This is a genomic window from Sellimonas intestinalis, from assembly GCF_001280875.1.
Taxonomy (GTDB): Bacteria; Bacillota; Clostridia; order Lachnospirales; family Lachnospiraceae; genus Sellimonas; species Sellimonas intestinalis.
In genome coordinates, this window is the sequence record NZ_LGAJ01000005.1 from 99,436 (window position 1) to 116,614 (window position 17,179).

Below are 17,179 nucleotides of genomic sequence, written 5' to 3' on the forward strand. Positions count from 1 at the left end.
TCGCTTGAGTCGTCCATAAAAATGTAATACATCCTTTCTGAAAATAATCCTCTGCAATTTGCAGATATCGCAGTTATTATATCGGATGAACAGAGGAATGTCAATGGTGAAAATTGAAAAAGGCTGTTACGGCTTCCTCTGGCTTCCGTCAGGACACCCGTCCGGACATTTCATAAACAATATCGGCTGCGGCCATGGTGGACTCCCGGTGGGAGACAATGAGCACGGTTTTGTCTGTGCCCAGCTCTTCGAGGGAATGGAGAATGATACTTTCATTCAGAGAGTCCAGGTTGCTGGTGGGCTCGTCCAGAAGCAGGAGCGGAGCATTGTGAAGGAAGGCCCTGGCAATTCCGATCCGCTGTTTTTCTCCGCCGGAGAGAGTGTCGCCAAGTTCGCCTATCATAGTGTCATACCCATCCGGAAGGCTTTGAATGAATTCATGTAGGGAGGCTTTTCTTGCGGCTGCCTCGATCTCGCTTTGGGAGGCGTCCGGCTTTGCGATGGCAATATTGTTGGCGATGGAATCGTGGAACAGGCTGGTCTCTTGTGTCACATAGCTCTCCATATCCCGGAGCTCTGTTGTATTGATGGAGTCAATCTCCCTTGACCCGATGCGTATAGAGCCCTGATCTGCATCGTAAAAACGCATAAGCAGCTTTAGCAGGGTAGATTTTCCCGATCCGCTTTTTCCGTGGATGCCAACCCGGCTTCCTTTCGGGACAGAGATAGAGTAGCCGGAGAGAATCTGTTCGTCCTCATAAGAAAAATGAAGGTCTTTACACGTAATATTGTCAAACCGGGTGTGTTCCTGTCCGGTGATGTCTTCCGTTTCCGGCGATTCTTCCAGAAGATTCAGCACCCGTTCTCCGCTTGCCAGCGTCTGCATCAAATTGTTAGAAAGACTGGAGAGCGCTACCACAGGCCCAAACGATCCCATCATTAAAATCGTACACAGAAACACACCTGTCAGATCCATCAGTCCACTCCGGTAGAGCAGGGCGCATAAGAACAACATACCAAAGGAAAAGAAGAGAATGAGGAGGCTTGTGAGACCCCGCTGGGTTCCTTCCAGTTGTTTCAAAATGGTCTGCTTTTCATTCAGTTTCCGGCTGCGTTGCTCCAGCTCTTTCAACTGCTTTTGACCGCAGCCGTACTGGATCGTCTCATCCAGACCACGCAGACTGTCCAGAACAAAGCTGTTCAGATCACCAAATTGATTCCGGAATACCATTCCCTGTCCGGACCCTTTACCAGAATTCCAGACTGGAATGAGGACGCCGATTGCCAGATAACCGCAGAGAGCAAAAAGCCCAGCAGGTATGCTGTAATAAAAGAAAAAGATTTCCATCACCAGAGAGGTGAGTACCGCGATGGCGATCGGGGAAATCGTATGAGCATAGAACACCTCCAGAAGCTCAATGTCCGTTGTCAAAATAGAGATCAGATTTCCCTTATCTTTGCCGTCTAGTTTGGCCGGACAGAGACGTCGCAGGCTTGCAAAGACCTGGTGCCGGATCAGAGCCAGCAGCTTAAAGGCGATATAGTGGTTACACGCTTGTTCCCCATAGTGCAGGACACCCCGCAGGACTGCCGCGGTTCCAAGAACGGCGAACAATACCGGGAGAGAGAATCCATCCAGAAAACCTGACAGTTTCAAGATCCCCATGCCTGCCAGGACGGTGAGGAAAATGGCGCATAGATATCCAGCTACACCAAGAAGAATAGCTCCCAGCATGACATGAAGAAGCGGGCGTACCAGCCCGATTAGTTTTCCCATAATCTGTAATCCGTTTCTACGTTTCATTCGCTGCACCCCCTGATCTTGCATAAATCCTGTTGCCGCCGGAACATGGCGGCGTAGCTTCCATTTTGACGCATCAGCTCCTCGTGCGTTCCGCTCTCGGAGATCATTCCATTTTCCATCATATAGATACAGTCTGAGGCTGTAACGTTGGCGAGACGATGGGAGATAAAGAGGACCGTCTTTGTCTTTGCCAGTTCCCGCACCACTTCCATGATCTGATCCTCACTTTCCACATCAATATTGGAAGCGGCTTCGTCCAGGATGTACATTGGTGTGTTATGTAGGAGAGCCCGTGCGATAGCAAGCCTTTGGCGCTGTCCCCCGGAAAAATTATTGCCTTGCTCATCAAGTTCTGTATCGAGCCCTTTTTGCCCATCCAGGAAGTCAAGGAGACGGACTTTTTCAAGAGCTTCTTTCATCTGGCTTTCGGAGGCGTCCGGATTTCCCATGAGCAGATTGTCACGTACCGTTCCTTTGAAAAGATAACTGTTGTGGCGGATCAGAGTGACAGACTGCATCAAATCCCTTTCCTTAATGTCTGTGAGCGGAATTTGATTGATCCGGATTTCACCGGAAGTCTGTCGGAGCTTTCCGGTCAGCAGGCCGGAGACAGTACTTTTTCCACAGCCGGATACACCCACAAGGGAGACGAAACTTCCGGCAGGAATCGTCATAGAGATTTCACGCAGTACAGGTTTTTCCATGTTGTAGGAAAATGCTACATGGCGAAGATCCGCAGAAATCGGACCGTCGGTAAGACTCTGTGTTCCGTCTGCTTCTTCCTCCATGTCCAGAATCCGAAAAATCTTATCGCTTGCGGACATACCGTTCATGGCAATGTGGAAGAAAGAACCGAGCAGCCGCAGAGGAATAAAAAATTCCGAAGCAAGCAGGATCATTGTAAAGGCCCCCGCAAAATCCACGGCGCCGTTACCATATTCGAGGATGGTGACGATCATACCGATGGCGGCTCCCCCGTATGCGACGATATCCATGACACTGACAGAATTGAGCTGCATAGTCAGTACTTTCATGGTGATTTTTCGGAAACGCTCTGCCTCCAAGTCCATTTCATCAGCTTTGCGGCCGTCCGCCTGGTAAATCTTGAGCGTCGTAAGTCCCTGAAGATTTTCCAGGAAACTGTCGCCAAGTTCTGTATAAATTCCCCAATATTTGTTCAGCAGCTTTTTGGCGAATTTCTGCACAGCTACAATGGAAACCGGGATCAAAGGAACGCAGATCAGAAGTACGAGACTGGCTTTCCAACTGATGAGACATAAGATCACAAACAGTGTAACAGGAGCCAGCAGACTGTAGAAAAGCTGCGGCAGATATTTTCCATAGTAGATTTCCAACTGTTCCACACCCTCGGTCGTGACCTGCACTACCTCGGAAGTTGGGATTTTCTGATTGTAAGAGGCGCCTATTCGAAGCAGTTTTTCATAAATTTGACGGCGCAGCACAGGCTTGATGTCGGCGCTTGCTTTTCCGGAGGAAATGGCAGCCATTCGTTCACAGAAGAACCGGACGAGAAACGCACAGAACACAATGAGGGCGGTTTTCAGAAAAAGTACAGTGTCGCTATGTTCCATCATCATGCTTTGTAAAAAGGTTCCGGCGGCAAAGATCGCCGCAATCTGAAAAAGAAGGGCAAGCCACTGCCAGAGGACATTTTGGGCGATATATCGTTCCGATCCCTTTAAAAGCTTCATTAGCCTTGTTTTAATCATAGTATCCTTTCCCTTTCTGTTGTTTTTTCTTTTCCCTGATGGAACAGCTCATATGGTCAATTACCATCAGTGGGTGACGCGGCAACATGCGGGGACCCGCGAATCTCATCACTTCCCGGATCTTTTCCCGCATTTCTGGTTTGTAACAATGAACCTGACAATTACTGCAAAACGTCTTGGTCTTCATAAATGGACAGCGGTCAGAGCGAAGATGAGCATAGGAGAGAAGAGCTTCGCACTCCGGACAGAGCCGGCCTTTCAGGGTATGGTGTTTTTTTCGGCAGTACAGAGAAATCATAAGGGCAACGACCTGTTTTTCCCGTTCCCTTTTATCAGCAGCCATGAAAGAATGTTCCATTCACGAATCCTCCTCTCGTACAGTCCTAATTTTTGTGAAAAAATATGTGTATTTAAAAAGAATCAAAAAGATGATCAAAATACGGAATGGTAAACTGGACATCAGAACCATGGCGATAATGAGCATGGCGGACGCCGGCAGCAGGATGCAAAGTTTGGTCCTTAGCGTCATGGCCCGTTCCTTCACAAAGCTGTCCAGATGCTTTTGGTATAAATTCGTTCCAAGAAACCAGCGGTGAAAGCGTTCGGACCCTCTGGCAAAGCAAAATGAGGATAAAAGCAAAAACGGGGTAGTCGGGACTACCGGAAGAAAAATCCCGACTGCACCCAGAGTAAGTGTCAGAAATGCGGATATTAACCATAGAATTTTAAAAGGGTTTTGTCTCATAAGAACCTCCGTAATACATTTGAGGGTAGTTTTAACTAACTGCATTGTCTATCCTAACATACGGGGTATACGGATTTCAAGTAAAAAATAAAAGAGACAGTGGAAAGCACCTGAATGTTCGTCAGGACATCATAACAAGACGTGCTACAGCAATCGGATCATCCTCAGAAAAGCCCTGGGCACAGTAGAGAATGGTATGGACATATTCTTCTTTTAGGGAGAGGGCAAGGGCGATTTCCGGCACAGATTTCCCTTCCTGACAGACAGAAAGGACATTTTTCACATCGGAGATTGTCTGAGCCAGCAAGGGATCTGTTTCCTCCCCGGATACCAGAGATGGAATCTCATCTTCCCCCATCATAAAATCCTCAAGCTTCAGCTCCTGTTTCCCTTCGCGTTCCTTATAATAATCCTCGGACAACTCCCAGTCCGTCATGTTAAGTTCGGTTTCTTTATCTATCATGAAAAACTCTCCTTTCAAAATTGGTGCCTTTATTGTAATATGAAGAAAGGAAGAGTGCAAGGGAGAGAGACGATACGATGAGATATTATATAGCGGACTGCCATTTTTTCCATCGGAGCCTCAATGAGAAGATGGATCAGAGAGGGTTTGCGGATGCGGAAGAAATGAATGAATATATGATTCAAAAATGGAATCACAAGGTCAGACCAAGAGATGAAGTCGTGATTCTGGGGGATTTTTCCATGGAAAAGGGCGAAAAGACAAATGAAATCCTGAGGCGGCTGCACGGGCGACTTTACCTGATCGAAGGAAACCATGATTATTATTTGAAGGATTCGGACTTTGAACGGGAGCGCTTCGTGTGGATTAAGCCTTATGCGGAGATGAAGGATTATAAACGGAGCGTCATTTTGTGCCATTACCCGGTATTCTGCTATCACGGGCAGTACCGAAAAGATCAGGAAGGGAACGACCGCACTTATATGCTGTACGGACATGTCCACAACAGCTTTGATGAAGTACTCGTTTCCCGATTTATCAGGGAAACGAAGGAGGCAAGGAGGGTAAATATGTATACGAGAACAGAAGAGCCGATCCCGTGCAACATGTTGAATTGCTTTTGTATGTATTCGGATTATGAGCCTTTGTCCCTGGATGAGTGGATTGTGCTGAATCAGAAGCGGCGCGAGGCCCTTTTTCGGACAGAGTAAAAAACAAAAAGCAGAGAAAGCAAGCAAAGGAGAAGGAAGATGCGAAAAGAAGCTACTTTAAAGATGTGGTGGGAGCTTTATGAAGTGGCCTGTCGGACTGCAGATATAAAGCCATGGGACTATCTGACAAAAGAACAGCATGTGGTCATTCAGCTAAAAGGTGAGAAAGAGCCGGTGTTCATCCGGGTTCTGGGGCAGGAAAACGAGGAAGACAAAGAAATTGAGATTTATCCCGGTTTCAGGGGGTGGCAGGATCTGACAATGATCCAAGGATTGGGAGAAGGAGAAGAATCAGAGCTTTCAGAAGACTACGCCATGTCTGACCGGAGAGCCTTGGTCTGCCATTATGGGGCAAAATCAGATGTTCCGAATTCTCAGAAAGAAATTTCCAATCTACTGAATCTGCCGATGGCGAAAGAAGAAATGTGGCCGCATTTTATTTCTTGTAAGTCGAGATATTTACCGTTTACACCGGATTTTGACGAGGTTTCCATGATGACGGAAACGATTCGTAATCTGTTTATGTGTATCCGGGCACTGGAGGCAAAGAAACTTCCAATGAAATGGGATGGAGATGAACGACTTTGTCGGATTTTTAATGAGGAAATCGGACAGTGGACTATGTTTCCGGTCCATTTTCCAAAGCAGCACCGTCCGTACCTGGGGATACAGATCCAGAAAGAAGAGCTCAAAGAGGAAGTCAGAAATTATCCGCTGACAGGGAAAGTAGTCCAAGTCGAATTTTGCTATACACATATTGCACAGAACGATGAGGAAGCGGGACGGCCAAGAAATCCCTTTCTTTTTCTTGCGGTGGAGGAGCAAACAGGAAAGCTTATGACCCGGTATTTCCTGAAACCGAAGGAGACAGAACTATCAATCCTTTCCAGCTTTTTCCTGAGCCATTTGCGGCAGCAAGGACGGATGCGGAAAATCGTTTCCGGGAACCCATGGATCATCAAGGCGCTGGAGGGAATGTGTGAGGAGTTCGGCATCCAGACAGAATTAAGACGAACAGGGGAGATTGAAGCATTTATGCGGAAGGTGGAAAACCGGATGTAGAAAAGGAAGGAAATGGGGAATGAAAATGAGAGAAAAAATATTTAAGTATGTAAAAGACCAATATAAAACAGAACCGGATTATCCATTTTCTACATTTCCGGACTATCCGGTTCTGCGCCATGGAGATAACGGGAAATGGTTTGCTTTGATTATGAATGTCCCAAGGGAGAAACTCGGATTAAAAGGTGAAGAACGGGTAGATATCGTGAATGTGAAACTGGGGGATCCGGTGCTTGTCAATATGCTCGTACAACGTCCTGGTTATTTTTACGGGTATCATATCAGTCGCAGCAACTGGATTTCTATTCTGCTGGATGGCACGGTTCCTTTTGATGAGATATGCCAGTGGATCGATGAAAGTTATGCGGTGACAGCATCAAAGCAGAAAAAGCAGAAGATCAGACCGCCAAAGGAATGGATTGTTCCTGCAAATCCTAAGTATTATGATATATTACATGCGTTTGATGACACCCGGGAAATTGACTGGAAACAGGGCAGGGGTATCAAAACAGGGGATACCATATTTATCTATGCAGCGGCTCCTGTTTCAGCAATTTTATATCAATGTGAGGTATTGGAGACAGAGATTCCATATAAGCATGGTGCTCACAATCTGACAATCACCGCATTGATGAAAATAAGAATGTTGAAAAGATATGAGCCGGGTAGATTTCCTTTGAAGAAGCTGAGAGAAGAATATGGTATTTATGCTGTCAGAGGGCCGAGAGGAGTGCCGTATAGTCTGAGTGAGGCACTGAAAAAAAGTGAGTGAAAAGAAATTTTGTATGTTTCTGAGTCAACCCGAGGTAGAAATAGATTTATTGGAAAGGGCAAAGGATCCTTTTATCTAAATGTATGAATGATGCTGAATTTCTTTGCATACATTGTAAAAATAGTGAGTGCAGAGGAATTCTATGAAGGAATATATCGAGGAGAGGGCGGTAGAAATCGCACATTATATCATTGACCATAATGCAACGGTGAGGCAGACGGCAAAAGAATTCGGGGTAAGTAAAAGTACTATACATAAAGACGTAACGGAGCGTTTGAAACAGATTAATCCACAGCTTGCGGGGGAGGCGCGAAAAGTGCTGGATCTGAATAAATCCGAACGCCATATCCGGGGTGGAATGGCGACCCGTGAAAAATATAAAGGAAAGCATATGTATTAAGAATGAGCTGATGTTTTTGGCTGCAAAGCCAGGAACATTGGCTCTTTTTACTTCTTCATTTCTCTTTTTCGTTATAGAGGGGCATGTTTCTCGGCTTTCTGGGAAATCGGATGTCCCCACCCCCGGTTCTTGAAATCAAAGAAATCTTTTGTTATGATAATTACGGCTATCGTGTGCAGGCAGGGAGTGATGATATGATAAAGGTGATAGCGTCAGATATGGATGGGACACTTCTGAATTCAGAGCATACGATTTCGAAGCGAACCTATGATATCATACAGAAAGTACAAAGGGCGGGAATCCGTTTTATGATTGCTACAGGGAGGGATTTCCCGTCGGCGTCGGATACATTGAAGAGATTTCCGCTTTGCTGTGACTGGGTAACGGGCAGCGGAGCTGAGATTCGGAATGAAGCGGGGGAGTTGTTGCAGACAATTCCGATGGATCCTTCCTGTTTTGGAGAGATTGTTTCCTGTGTACGTCAGTTTCCGGCGTCGATTCGATTTTGCACGACAGGAAGGGATCTGGTGTTGACCGAGTCAGAGGATTTGGAGGGGCAGATCCTGGAGGAGTCGAGATTGTTTTTCGGCGGCAGCAGGGATGAGGAGATCCGGGCCACCGAGCAGTTTCAACAGTTGATGAGGCGGATGAACCGGGTGAAAAGTCTGGAGGAGCTTCTGGAGAAGAAGATACCGATCTATAAAGTGTTCATTACTGCGAAAACCGGGGAAGTGATTCAGGATATCTGGAAAGAAGTGGAACGGATTCCGGGACTTGCAGTGGCGTCTTCCTTTTTCAACAATTTGGAGCTGACAGATGAAGAGGCACAGAAAGGACCGGCAATTTTACGTTATATTGAAAGCCTGGGGTACAAGAAGGAAGATGTCATGGTTCTGGGAGACAGTCTGAATGACCTTTCTATGTTCCGGGCAGGATTTGGCGCGGCGGTTGCCATGGCGAACGCCCATGAGCAGATTAGGGAGGCGTCCGGTTTCCTGACAAAGAGTAACGACGAGGATGGTGCGGCTTATGCAATGGAGCTTGTACTGGAAGGGAAATTGGATTTACTGAAAAAAGAAGGAATCAAATAGGAAAATGATAGGTGCATACGGGGCAAGGAATTGTTTTGCGAAGGATAAGTGATGCACAAGGAGGGAAGAGTGATGACAGAGAAGAAAGGTTATACAGAAGAAAATGCAAAGACCATCGATCAGTGGGTGGATGATGGCTGGATCTGGGGGATGCCGATCTCTCACGAAGTCTATGAACGGGCAATGAAAGGTGACTGGGATATGGTGCTGACGCCGACAAAACCGGTGCCGAAATCCTGGTTTCCACAGCTTTCCGGCAGCCGGATTCTTGGACTTGCCTCCGGGGGAGGACAACAGATGCCGATTTTCGCCGCATGTGGCGGTATCTGTACGGTGCTGGATTATTCAGACCGGCAGTTGGCAAGTGAGGAGATGGTTGCCCGTCGGGAAGGATACGAGATTGAGATCGTGAAAGCGGATATGACAAAGAAATTTCCGTTTGCGGACGAGACGTTTGATCTTATTTTTCACCCGGTTGCCAACTGCTATGTGGAAGAGGTTCTTCCTATCTGGAAAGAGTGTCACCGGGTATTGAAAAAGGGTGGTGTTTTGCTGGCAGGAGTGGATAATGGAATCAATTATATTTTTGACGAGACGGAAACCCGCCTTGTGCATGGACTACCATACAATCCGTTAAAAGACCCGGTGCTATATCAGGAAGCGATGCAGTGTGGGGATGGAATTCAGTTTTCCCATACGATAGAAGAGCAGGTGGGAGGGCTTTTGCAGGCGGGATTCAGACTGACTCACCTATATGAGGACACCAATGGTGAGGGCAATCTGCATGAACACGGCATCCCAACTTTTTTGGCGCTGCGGGCTACAAAAGAGAAGTAAATTTGGGCAGACAAGGGAGAGACATACATGGCGGAAATTTTGTTGCTGGAAGATGAGGAAAGTGTCAATCGGGGGATTGAGTTTACATTGAAAAAAGAGGGGTACGAGGTCGAAAACGCCGGGACAATTCGGGAAGCATGGGAATTGTTTCAAAAGCAGGAACCAAAGCTTATGATCTGCGATGTGAATTTGCCGGACGGGAGTAGTCTCGATCTGATCCGGCGGATCCGCAAGACCAGTTTGGTTCATGTGATTTGCCTGACAGCTATGGATACGGAGATAGATCAGGTTATGGGCTATGAAGCGGGAGCGGATGATTATATCACGAAGCCGTTTAGTCTGTCGGTGCTCGTTTTGAAGGTCAATGCCTTTTTCAAGCGGTACCAGAAAAGTCCGGCAGACGAGCTGGAGTCGGGAGATCTGCTCTTTTCCATGTCCCGGATGAGTGCCCGAAAAGGACAGGAGGATATTTCCTTTACAAAAAATGAGTGGAAGATGCTGAAGCTGTTTTTGGAGCACCCGAAGCAGATTCTGTCCAAGAATCAAATTCTGGAGCAGTTGTTTGATTTGGACGGCGAGTTTGCTGACGAAAATACTGTAGCGGTCAATATCAGGAGACTGCGGGAGAAGATTGAGCCGGATACGGCGCATCCACAGTACATCCGCAATATCCGGGGACTTGGATATATCTGGGATCAGAATTGTCAAACAAGACAAAGGAGCAGCGTATGAGGTGGGACACAAAACGGTATATCACAGAACTTTTCATCGGGTTTCTTGTGGTTGGGATGGTCGCCGGGATGCTGATTTTCCGGGAATACGAGACGTATCTTCATTACCTTTCCATAGAGGCACAGTTGATTGCGTCGGACGATCCGAAAGAGGAAGTGTTCCAGATTTTAAAAGAGGGCGAGACAATGGGCTCTGACAAAGGGCGTGAGATCTTAAAGAAGTATGGATACGAGACGGCCGCAGATAACCGGGAGGGAGTGCGGATGATGAAAAACAGTGTCTGGATTGCCGGTGGAGCTTTTGTTGTCTGGCTTGGTTTTGCAGTCATTTTGTACTTTGAAAAGCGCAGGAACAGGCAGGAGAATTTGACACAGAGCCGGAAAGTGTCGGAATGGCTTGTCAGGATCCGGGAGGGGGTATACCGTCAGGATCTCATGCATTGGTATGAGGAAGATGAAGTGGACAACCGGCTTTTGGATGAGCTGGAATCTCTTGGAAGCTATGTGGAAATGGTGGAAGAGCAGGCGCACAAGGAAAAAGAAGAGACAAAAACGCTTGTCACCGATATTTCCCATCAGCTTAAAACTTCGGTAGCGGCGCTTCATTCCTGTCTGGAAATTTTGAAAAATCAGGATCTTACCGTGGAAGAGCGGAAGGAGTTTGAAAGCCGCCTGGAAAGACAGATGAAGAGTCTGGAGCAGTTAATCGGGGCGCTGGTCAATATTTCACGGCTGGAGACAGGCATGATTGAATTGAAGCTGACGAAGGGGAGGGCCTTTGATGTTCTGCTGGAAGCGATCAACCGCATATGGGAAAAAGCGAGGAAGAAAGAGATTGAAATCGAGATGGATGCGGAAGATGGTCTGGAGGAGATCCTGATTTTGCGGGATCCGAAGTGGCTGTGTGAGTCCTTGATTAATGTTCTGGATAATGCTGTCAAGTACAGTCCCGTTGGATCCACAGTCACAATCCGGGCGGCCACGACCGTATCTTTTCTTCGGTTGGAAGTAAAAGATGAGGGAATCGGAATTCCACGGGAAAATTACCACAAAGTCTTTCAGAGGTTTTACCGGGGCGAGGCACCTCTGGTTCAGAAAGAGGAGGGTTCCGGAGTAGGGTTGTATCTTGCAAGAAGGATTATCGAGGGTCACAACGGTACGATTTCTTTGGATGCACGCAGGATGACAAAGGAACCGGGTTCCGTGTTTGTGATACAGCTTCCGCTCTAGTAAAAGAGAAGTCTTACAAAACTGTAAGGCTTTTTTTTATTTTTTGAAAGGAAAATGAAAGACTTAGATGATATGATAGGAGACAGAAAAGAAAGGAAAGGAATCAGATGATATGGATAAGATTTTGAGAACAAAGGATTTGTGTAAATATTATGGAAGTGGGGAGAACGAAGTAAGGGCGGTACAAAACGCCAACATAGAGATACAGAGAGGGGAGTTTGTTGCGATTGTGGGGAAATCCGGTTCTGGAAAGAGTACCCTGCTCCACATGCTTGGTGGGCTGGATACGCCGACAAGCGGGAAAGTGTTTATCCGTGGAAAAGACATTTTTTCCTATAAGGACGATGCGTTAGCTGTTTTCCGCAGAAGAAAGATCGGCTTCATTTTTCAGTCGTTCAATCTTGTCTCTTCCATCAATGTGTGGGAAAACATAGTACTCCCGATCGGCTTGGATGGGCGGAAGGTGGACGAGGCGTTTGCCATGGACATTGTAAAAACACTGGGTCTTGAGAAGAAACTCCACAATCTTCCGAATACCCTTTCAGGAGGGCAGCAGCAGAGGGTAGCGATTGCAAGAGCTCTCGCATCCAAGCCTGACATTCTGTTTGCCGATGAGCCGACGGGAAATCTGGATTCCAGGACGAGTGACGAAGTGATGGGACTTCTTCGGATGTCAGTAGAAAAATACGGACAGACATTGGTAATGATTACTCATGACGAAGATATTGCCCAGATTGCGGACCGGATTCTGGTGATCGAAGACGGAAAGGTGGAAGAGTTAAGATGAAGATGATAACAAGACTTGCAATTAGTAATAACAAAAAAAATAAAACAAGAAGTATCCTCATCGTGCTTTCGATTTTCCTTACGACCGTACTTCTTTCTGCGATTGCAACTTTCGGGTATGGAAATATAAAATTTCAGAGAACCAACGCACGGGAATTTTACGGATCTTATTATGGCTCCTATGCGGGCGTCACCGAGGAACAAATCCAGGAGATGCAAAAGAGAAGTGAATTTGACCGTATCGGTAGAGCAGCGACTGTTGGAACAATAAAAAATGAAAGGACCATTTCTATGGTCTGGATGGATGAGGAAACGATTGATCTGGCAAACCTTCAAAAACAGCTTGAAACCGGAGCGTTTCCAAAAGCAGAAAATGAAATTGTGGGACAGAAAGCAATGTTTGAGCGCCTTGGCTATGAGGATGCCAAAGTCGGGGATACAGTAGAAATCCCATTCCGAAGAAATACCAATGAAACATATCAAACCAAGGAATTTGTGATCAGTGGAATTCTCAGCCAGACAATGGAAGAACAGGAAAACCAATCCTACAGCGCGTATGTTTCCAAGGATTGCTTTGAATCGCTCTATGCGCCGGAAGAACGGACGTACAGTACCTATTTTTCCTTATCTGATCATGTGAGTGTGGATTCCTCTACTTTGGAGATGACGATCAAAGATCTGGCAAAAGAATGTGGTATCAATCCGGAACGCGCGTCGGAGAATTCCTATTTCGCCATGTGGGTGCTGGATCCGGGAATGGAAATGATTGCAGGCTGCGCGATGATCGCACTGGTGGTCATATTCTTTGCCGTAATGGTGATCTACAATATTTTCCAGGTAGGGCTTGTACAGAAAATTCAGGAGTATGGAAAGATACGGGCGCTTGGCGCGACAAAGAAGCAGATGAAAAAGCTGGTGTTCCGGGAAGGAATGATACTCACGATTTTGGGAGTACCGGCCGGACTTGTAGTAGGGACGTGGATTTCTATCGCCTTTATGAACTTCTGGTTCAAGGAGAGCCAGACGTTTGGCGATGGAGTGCAGGTCAATATGATTTCCATTCCGATTCTTGTACTCTGTGCGGCAGCGGCAGTCATCACTGTTTGGATTGCGTTGAAACGTCCTATGAAAGTGATTTCCAGAATCTCCCCGGTAGAGGCAATCCGTTTCCAGGGAAACCAGAAAAAGAATAAAGGCATCCGCAAAGGGAAAAAGCAGATGAGTGTGAGGCAGCTAACCGAGGCAAATATGGCGATGAACCGAAAGCGTACTGCCACTACTATCATTTCTATGGGGCTTTCTTGTGTGCTCTTTGTCGTAGCCGCCAATTTTACAGGAAACGTCAGTACAAGATACGACGCCAGAAAACAGGTCCCGTACGGACAGTTTCAGATTGATCTCACCTACAGCACCAGTGATACCGCCTATCCGGAGAACAATCTGGATGCTATTTTAAAAGATAATCCATTGGATGAGGAATTGGTGGAACAGATCAAGGATATCAGCGGTGTGACGGACGTACAGGTGCGCTACATGATGTATGCGAAGGACAAGAAAGGAAATCTCCAGTCCATTGGTGTTCTGAATCAAAAACAGTTTGAAGACGAAGCATACCAAGGATCCTTAAAGGGAACGGTTGATTACGAAAGTGCTTCCCGCAATGACGAGATTCTTTATGGTTGGAGCTATTTTGTGGAAGATAGCGGATATAAAATTGGGGAGACCGTCTCCATGAACATGGCAAATGGAAGCGGCGAGGCGCCGTTTGAAGGCAAACTGGCAGGAGCATTTGGAAGCACCAACTATGACTGGTGCATTACCGACAAGACTTACGAGAAGATGGGACTTTCAGGGAAAAGCATCAGTACGATTTGGGTGGACTGCCGCCCACAGGACTGTAAGGATGTGGAATCTGGGCTGCAGACACTCCTTGATAAGAAGCAGCATTACCAGTTTAGCACCTACCAGGGAACATTAAAGACATCAGAAAGCACCCTCGGTATGTTTGAAACCCTTGCATACGGATTCCTTCTTCTTGTGGGGCTTATCGCCTTTATGAACATGGCAAACACTATGATTATCAGCATTGTTACACGAAAACGGGAACTGGGTGTGATGCAGGCATTAGGAATGACAAACAGTCAGATGAACAGTATGCTCCGAAGCGAAGGGATTTTCTTCACCGCGGGCAGTATCCTTGTTTCGCTCCTTGTCGGGATGCCGGCTGGTTATGCGCTCTTCTGCTACGGGAGGGATCACGGATACTTCGGGCTCGACGTTTACCATGTCCCGGTGGTGGAAATTATGGCAATGGTCGTTATTTTGGCGGCATTACAGATTTCACTCTCTTTCATCCTGAGCAGAAACATTAAAAAAGAATCCATCGTAGAACGGATTCGTTATCAGGAATAAATCGGCAGTAGATTTGTAAATCAGGGACATATTCCGATACAAACTTCGGTGTAGCGGGATATGTCCCACGTCTCTCTTGGTACTTCAACGATAATAGGGATTGTATCCTCCTCTTAGAAGTTTTATAATAGAACTTATGTGAAAAGGGGGATTACAAATGAGAGGAAAAGAGAAGGTGGACAGATCTGGTTATTTGTTTAGTAACCGGGATCTGACGGCGCTTTTGATCCCTTTGGTGATCGAGCAGCTTCTGTCGGTGCTGGTCGGAATGGCGGACAGCATTATGGTAGCAAGTGTCGGGGAAGCCGCTGTTTCTGGTGTGTCTCTGGTAGATAACATCATGGTGCTGTTAATTAATGTGTTTGCGGCACTGGCAACAGGTGGTGCTGTTGTGGCGGGACAGTATCTGGGACAGAAGCAGAGAAAGAAAGCAAGTCAGGCGGCGACGCAGTTGATCTGGTTTATTACGATCTGTGCGGTAGTTATCACGATTTTGATTTATCTGTGTAAATCATGGATTCTTCATGGGGTGTTTGGCAAGATCGAGGAGGATGTTATGCGCCATGCGGATATTTACCTGATGATTGTGGCGGCATCAATCCCATTCATTGCCCTGTACAATGGCGGAGCTGCGATCTTTCGGACAATGGGAAATTCGGAAGTATCTATGCGGGTATCCATGATTATGAATGTCATCAATGTGACTGGAAATGCAGTGCTGATTTATGGTTTTCACCGGGGGACAGAAGGCGTGGCAATTCCGACTCTCATATCCAGAATGACAGCGGCGATTTTGATTGTAATGCTCTTAATGCGTCCGGATCAGGTGGTATCCATGGAGCGTTCGCTTTCTTATCGTTTCGACTGGAAGATGATTAAAAGTATTTTGAAAATCGGAATTCCAAATGGCCTGGAAAACAGTATGTTTCAGCTCGGAAAGATCATCGTCCTAAGTCTTGTGTCTACCTTTGGAACTTTTGCTATTGCGGCGAATGCGGTTTCCAATACGATTGCTTCATTTCAGGTGCTCCCAGGAATGGCGATCGCTCTTGGTGTGACGACGGTGATTGCCCGTTGTGTGGGTGCGGGGGATTATGAGCAGGTCAAATATTACACAAAAAAGCTGATGGGGATTACATACCTTAGTATGCTTGTAACAAACGGAATCGTTGTGCTTGTTCTCCCTTGGATTTTGAAAGCATACCATCTCTCAGAAGTCACGGCGGCTACGACAACACAGATTGTAACATTCTATGCGGTATGCAGCATTTTAATCTGGCCGTTGTCCTTTACGACGCCGGCCATGTTCCGGGCGGCAGGAGACGCAAGGATGTGTATGATTATATCGGTGGCCTCTATGTGGATTTTCCGTATCGTCTTCAGTTATATTCTGGGGCGCTATATGGGAATGAGGGTATTCGGCGTCTGGGTAGCCATGATCGTAGACTGGATCGCCCGCGCCGTCTGTTTCCTTCTCCGGCTGAAAAGCGGAAAATGGAAACATCAGGCTATCGTGTAACATGGAATTCGTAGGAGTACGAAGCTTTTCTAGCGGCCGGTAAAAGGACAAATGAAAGGCACAAAAAAGACGGCTGTTGTGACTGGCCCTGGAACCAGAGTACAACAGCCGTTTTCTGATTGTTGTGCTGGGGAGATCAGTCTCTCCTCAGATTCGGATTATGCCCGTTCTTCGCTCCATTTGAGGAAGTTCCCGGTATTGGCATCAATCTCGAATTCGTATTCTTTCTGCTGGTAAATAATATCTCCTTCATAGATATACTTTCCATCGTCACGGTCTAATTCCATTCTAAGATCCTGTTCTGTAGCACCCGGAACACGCTCTAAAGCGGCTGCTTTTGCGTCTGCTTCGGAAATCTGAACATTTACATTCTGGGTAGTTCCACTATTGTTCTGCCCGCTATTCTGTGTGTTGTTCTGTGCATTACTCTGCGTGTTGTTCTGTGCATTACTCTGGGTATTATTTTGCGTCTGACCCGCATCAGTGCCGTTGGCCGCGGCGTTGCTGTTTCCATTGTTGTTTAGATTTTCCGTGCTGTAATTAAGAATCTCTCCGTCTTTTGCGTTGATCTCGTATTCATATTCCGTATTGTCAGATGCAAACTGGATTTCGTATAATGTTCTTCCATCGTCCCGGTCTTTGGAGGACTGAAATCTGGAAATATCGGATTCAGACACGCCCGCGTCTTGGAGGGCGATTTCTTTTGCCTTGGCTTCACCGATATCGCTCCCGCCGCATCCTGCAGCGAGTCCGAGGAGCGCGAGGGTAAGAGTTGTAGTAACAATCAATCTTTTTTTCATAATAAAATCTCCTTTCTATCTCTTCCCGATCGTTTCGGGTTCTTTTTTGTTGTTGATATCAGTATAGTGTCCCAAGATTAAAGAAAG

At 46.6% G+C, this 17,179-nt stretch carries 17 protein-coding genes; 11 read left to right on the forward strand and 6 right to left on the reverse strand.

The genetic code is table 11. From position 1 onward, the window contains the following. Window positions 1-148: 148 nt before the first annotated feature. The 5 genes from AOA56_RS06310 to AOA56_RS06330 form a co-directional block, all read right to left on the reverse strand. Window positions 149-1,804 carry an amino acid ABC transporter ATP-binding/permease protein gene (locus AOA56_RS06310; RefSeq protein ID WP_053769194.1) on the reverse strand — a complete coding sequence of 552 codons (1,656 nt, stop codon included), beginning with the start codon at window positions 1,802-1,804 and terminating at the stop codon, window positions 149-151. Next, window positions 1,801-3,534, reverse strand: a complete 1,734-nt coding sequence (locus AOA56_RS06315; protein ID WP_053769195.1) for an ABC transporter ATP-binding protein/permease — start codon at window positions 3,532-3,534, stop codon at window positions 1,801-1,803. Before AOA56_RS06315 ends, AOA56_RS06310 begins: the two co-directional genes overlap by 4 nt. Beyond that, the gene (locus tag AOA56_RS06320) at window positions 3,527-3,892 is read right to left on the reverse strand and encodes a nitrous oxide-stimulated promoter family protein (protein ID WP_048620673.1); all 366 of its coding nucleotides are present in this window, start codon (window positions 3,890-3,892) and stop codon (window positions 3,527-3,529) included. The genes AOA56_RS06315 and AOA56_RS06320 overlap by 8 nt, the downstream gene beginning before the upstream one ends. Then, complete coding sequence (locus tag AOA56_RS06325) at window positions 3,893-4,279, reverse strand: YbaN family protein (RefSeq protein WP_053769196.1); 387 nt, start codon at window positions 4,277-4,279, stop codon at window positions 3,893-3,895. Window positions 4,280-4,400: 121 nt separating this feature from the next. Beyond that, on the reverse strand, window positions 4,401-4,742 hold the full coding sequence (locus AOA56_RS06330; RefSeq protein WP_053769197.1) for a hypothetical protein: 342 nt from the start codon (window positions 4,740-4,742) through the stop codon (window positions 4,401-4,403). 77 nt (window positions 4,743-4,819) lie between these two features. Between AOA56_RS06330 and AOA56_RS06335 the strand changes: the two genes are divergently transcribed. The 11 genes from AOA56_RS06335 (at window position 4,820) to AOA56_RS06385 (ending at window position 16,292) form a co-directional block, all read left to right on the forward strand. Continuing rightward, window positions 4,820-5,452: a metallophosphoesterase gene (locus AOA56_RS06335; RefSeq protein ID WP_053769198.1), complete on the forward strand. Its 633-nt coding sequence runs from the start codon at window positions 4,820-4,822 to the stop codon at window positions 5,450-5,452. A gap of 39 nt (window positions 5,453-5,491) precedes the next feature. After that, window positions 5,492-6,514, forward strand: a complete 1,023-nt coding sequence (locus AOA56_RS06340; RefSeq protein ID WP_053769199.1) for a DUF7309 domain-containing protein — start codon at window positions 5,492-5,494, stop codon at window positions 6,512-6,514. Window positions 6,515-6,533: 19 nt separating this feature from the next. Continuing rightward, a complete protein-coding gene (locus tag AOA56_RS06345) occupies window positions 6,534-7,286 on the forward strand; it encodes an MmcQ/YjbR family DNA-binding protein (RefSeq protein ID WP_053769200.1) in 753 nt (250 codons plus the stop codon). 142 nt (window positions 7,287-7,428) lie between these two features. Continuing rightward, window positions 7,429-7,686 carry a sporulation transcriptional regulator SpoIIID gene (gene spoIIID, locus AOA56_RS06350; protein WP_024731765.1) on the forward strand — a complete coding sequence of 86 codons (258 nt, stop codon included), beginning with the start codon at window positions 7,429-7,431 and terminating at the stop codon, window positions 7,684-7,686. A gap of 194 nt (window positions 7,687-7,880) precedes the next feature. After that, a complete protein-coding gene (locus tag AOA56_RS06355; RefSeq protein WP_048620679.1) occupies window positions 7,881-8,777 on the forward strand; it encodes a Cof-type HAD-IIB family hydrolase in 897 nt (298 codons plus the stop codon). Window positions 8,778-8,849: 72 nt separating this feature from the next. Beyond that, window positions 8,850-9,614, forward strand: coding sequence for a class I SAM-dependent methyltransferase (locus AOA56_RS06360; protein WP_053769202.1), 765 nt, complete (start codon window positions 8,850-8,852; stop codon window positions 9,612-9,614). A 27-nt stretch (window positions 9,615-9,641) separates the two neighbouring features. Then, window positions 9,642-10,346, forward strand: coding sequence for a response regulator transcription factor (locus AOA56_RS06365; RefSeq protein ID WP_024731768.1), 705 nt, complete (start codon window positions 9,642-9,644; stop codon window positions 10,344-10,346). Then, entirely contained in the window at window positions 10,343-11,575 is a 1,233-nt protein-coding gene (locus AOA56_RS06370) for a sensor histidine kinase (RefSeq protein WP_053769203.1), read from the forward strand. The genes AOA56_RS06365 and AOA56_RS06370 overlap by 4 nt, the downstream gene beginning before the upstream one ends. Window positions 11,576-11,687: 112 nt before the next feature. Further along, entirely contained in the window at window positions 11,688-12,362 is a 675-nt protein-coding gene (locus AOA56_RS06375; protein WP_053769204.1) for an ABC transporter ATP-binding protein, read from the forward strand. Next, a complete protein-coding gene (locus AOA56_RS06380) occupies window positions 12,359-14,773 on the forward strand; it encodes an ABC transporter permease (RefSeq protein WP_053769205.1) in 2,415 nt (804 codons plus the stop codon). Before AOA56_RS06375 ends, AOA56_RS06380 begins: the two co-directional genes overlap by 4 nt. 157 nt (window positions 14,774-14,930) lie before the next feature. Beyond that, window positions 14,931-16,292, forward strand: a complete 1,362-nt coding sequence (locus AOA56_RS06385; protein WP_053769206.1) for an MATE family efflux transporter — start codon at window positions 14,931-14,933, stop codon at window positions 16,290-16,292. 158 nt (window positions 16,293-16,450) lie between these two features. Here the strand turns inward: AOA56_RS06385 and AOA56_RS06390 are convergent, their stop codons facing one another. Beyond that, window positions 16,451-17,092 carry a PepSY domain-containing protein gene (locus tag AOA56_RS06390; RefSeq protein ID WP_053769207.1) on the reverse strand — a complete coding sequence of 214 codons (642 nt, stop codon included), beginning with the start codon at window positions 17,090-17,092 and terminating at the stop codon, window positions 16,451-16,453. Window positions 17,093-17,179: the final 87 nt, after the last annotated feature.

What these genes read in the sequence shown, in the direction of transcription:
- spoIIID (WP_024731765.1), top strand. Translation starts at nt 7,429, where the DNA reads ATGAAGGAATATATCGAGGAGAGGGCGGTAGAAATCGCACATTATATC.
- AOA56_RS06345 (WP_053769200.1), top strand. Translation starts at nt 6,534, where the DNA reads ATGAAAATGAGAGAAAAAATATTTAAGTATGTAAAAGACCAATATAAA.
- AOA56_RS06390 (WP_053769207.1), bottom strand. Translation starts at nt 17,092, where the DNA reads ATGAAAAAAAGATTGATTGTTACTACAACTCTTACCCTCGCGCTCCTC.
- AOA56_RS06375 (WP_053769204.1), top strand. Translation starts at nt 11,688, where the DNA reads ATGGATAAGATTTTGAGAACAAAGGATTTGTGTAAATATTATGGAAGT.
- AOA56_RS06380 (WP_053769205.1), top strand. Translation starts at nt 12,359, where the DNA reads ATGAAGATGATAACAAGACTTGCAATTAGTAATAACAAAAAAAATAAA.
- AOA56_RS06325 (WP_053769196.1), bottom strand. Translation starts at nt 4,279, where the DNA reads ATGAGACAAAACCCTTTTAAAATTCTATGGTTAATATCCGCATTTCTG.
- AOA56_RS06340 (WP_053769199.1), top strand. Translation starts at nt 5,492, where the DNA reads ATGCGAAAAGAAGCTACTTTAAAGATGTGGTGGGAGCTTTATGAAGTG.
- AOA56_RS06370 (WP_053769203.1), top strand. Translation starts at nt 10,343, where the DNA reads ATGAGGTGGGACACAAAACGGTATATCACAGAACTTTTCATCGGGTTT.
- AOA56_RS06360 (WP_053769202.1), top strand. Translation starts at nt 8,850, where the DNA reads ATGACAGAGAAGAAAGGTTATACAGAAGAAAATGCAAAGACCATCGAT.
- AOA56_RS06365 (WP_024731768.1), top strand. Translation starts at nt 9,642, where the DNA reads ATGGCGGAAATTTTGTTGCTGGAAGATGAGGAAAGTGTCAATCGGGGG.
- AOA56_RS06355 (WP_048620679.1), top strand. Translation starts at nt 7,881, where the DNA reads ATGATAAAGGTGATAGCGTCAGATATGGATGGGACACTTCTGAATTCA.
- AOA56_RS06385 (WP_053769206.1), top strand. Translation starts at nt 14,931, where the DNA reads ATGAGAGGAAAAGAGAAGGTGGACAGATCTGGTTATTTGTTTAGTAAC.
- AOA56_RS06335 (WP_053769198.1), top strand. Translation starts at nt 4,820, where the DNA reads ATGAGATATTATATAGCGGACTGCCATTTTTTCCATCGGAGCCTCAAT.
- AOA56_RS06330 (WP_053769197.1), bottom strand. Translation starts at nt 4,742, where the DNA reads ATGATAGATAAAGAAACCGAACTTAACATGACGGACTGGGAGTTGTCC.
- AOA56_RS06310 (WP_053769194.1), bottom strand. Translation starts at nt 1,804, where the DNA reads ATGAAACGTAGAAACGGATTACAGATTATGGGAAAACTAATCGGGCTG.
- AOA56_RS06320 (WP_048620673.1), bottom strand. Translation starts at nt 3,892, where the DNA reads ATGGAACATTCTTTCATGGCTGCTGATAAAAGGGAACGGGAAAAACAG.
- AOA56_RS06315 (WP_053769195.1), bottom strand. Translation starts at nt 3,534, where the DNA reads ATGATTAAAACAAGGCTAATGAAGCTTTTAAAGGGATCGGAACGATAT.